This is a genomic window from Kitasatospora sp. NPDC004799 (assembly GCF_040609095.1).
Classification (GTDB): Bacteria; Actinomycetota; Actinomycetes; order Streptomycetales; family Streptomycetaceae; genus Kitasatospora.
Genome location: NZ_JBEXJK010000852.1, coordinates 1 through 1020, shown reverse-complemented (window position 1 = coordinate 1020; position 1020 = coordinate 1). Strand labels below are relative to the sequence as shown.

Genomic DNA, 1020 nt, shown 5'->3' with positions numbered 1-1020 from the left:
GTCGGCACCCGTGAGGGTGTCGGTGAGCCGGCCGAAGCCCTGCTGGGCGATGGCGGCGAGCAGCTCGCGGTGGGTGGGGAAGTAGCGGCGGGGCGCGCCGTGCGAGACGCCGGCGCGGCGGGCGATCTCGCGCAGCCCGAGCGCCTGGACGCCGCCCTCGGCCACCAACTCGACGCCTGCGGCCACCAGTCGGGCCCGCAGGTCCCGTTCCTGTTCGGTCATGGAGACACTGTCTACCAGCTGGCTGTAGACAGTGTCTACTCGCGCTCGCGAGGGCGCTCCGGGCAGAATCGGCCGCATGGACGAAGGCGGTGAGCCGGCCTGCTGGCTGGACCGGGTGTGCCCCGCGTGCGGACGGCTGCGCGAGCGGCCCGGACCGGGCCCCTGCGAGAACTGCGGCGCGGACGGCGACGAGAACGGCGAGCGGCCCGGGACGGGGGAGCCCACGTCCCCGCACAGCTGAACCCCGGCCCGGCCGGGCGGCCGGACCGGGGCGGTGAGCCGGTCGGACGGCGCCGGGTGCGGCGCCGCGCGAAGCCCGCGACCGCGGCCCGCTACTGCTGGGACGGCGGCTGGTCGCGGAACTGGTCCTTGAGCTTTTCCTGGGCGGTGTCGACCTGACTGCTGTACTTGCCCTGGGTGCGTTCGTCGAAGGCGTCGCCCGCCTTGTCGACGGCCTTGTCGGCCTGCTCCTCGTGGCCCTTCAGCAAGCTCTTGAGCTTATCCAACATGGACATCTGGTCACACTCCTGGATGAGACGCCCCCACCCCTCCAATATCGCCGTCCGCGCTTCGGTCCGCATCCCGCAAAGCGTGTGCGGAGGCTTGGCAACGGGATCCCGATCATGTCAAATCGTGACCTCACGGCCCGTCGGAAGGAGTCGCCCTGATGCTGCGCACCCGTCGCTCCACCTCCCCGCTCGACCGTTCCCGCCGCGGAACGGGTCCGGGTCGATGCCGCGGACGTCCACCCCGCCGTCCCGCGAGCGGGCGGTGAGCTCGACCTTCATGCCCATCGCC

General features: G+C 72.4%; 3 protein-coding genes. 1 reads left to right on the top strand and 2 read right to left on the bottom strand.

Annotation, left to right across the window (positions count from 1 at the left end):
* Positions 1 to 222: helix-turn-helix domain-containing protein (locus tag ABZW03_RS41295; protein ID WP_355270074.1), on the bottom strand; the 222-nt coding region annotated here is incomplete at its 3' end.
* A gap of 76 nt (positions 223 to 298) precedes the next feature.
* On the opposite strand from ABZW03_RS41295, the gene ABZW03_RS41290 reads away from it, so the two are divergent.
* Positions 299 to 463, top strand: a complete 165-nt coding sequence (locus tag ABZW03_RS41290; RefSeq protein WP_355270072.1) for a hypothetical protein — start codon at positions 299 to 301, stop codon at positions 461 to 463.
* A gap of 91 nt (positions 464 to 554) precedes the next feature.
* On the opposite strand, the gene ABZW03_RS41285 is transcribed toward ABZW03_RS41290, so the two are convergent.
* A complete protein-coding gene (locus ABZW03_RS41285) occupies positions 555 to 737 on the bottom strand; it encodes an antitoxin (RefSeq protein ID WP_355270070.1) in 183 nt (60 codons plus the stop codon).
* Between the last annotated feature and the right edge of the window lie 283 nt (positions 738 to 1020).

Bases quoted from the DNA above. Each gene is read 5' to 3' on its own strand.
- ABZW03_RS41290 (WP_355270072.1), top strand. From the start codon at position 299: ATGGACGAAGGCGGTGAGCCGGCCTGCTGGCTGGACCGGGTGTGCCCC.
- ABZW03_RS41285 (WP_355270070.1), bottom strand. From the start codon at position 737: ATGTCCATGTTGGATAAGCTCAAGAGCTTGCTGAAGGGCCACGAGGAG.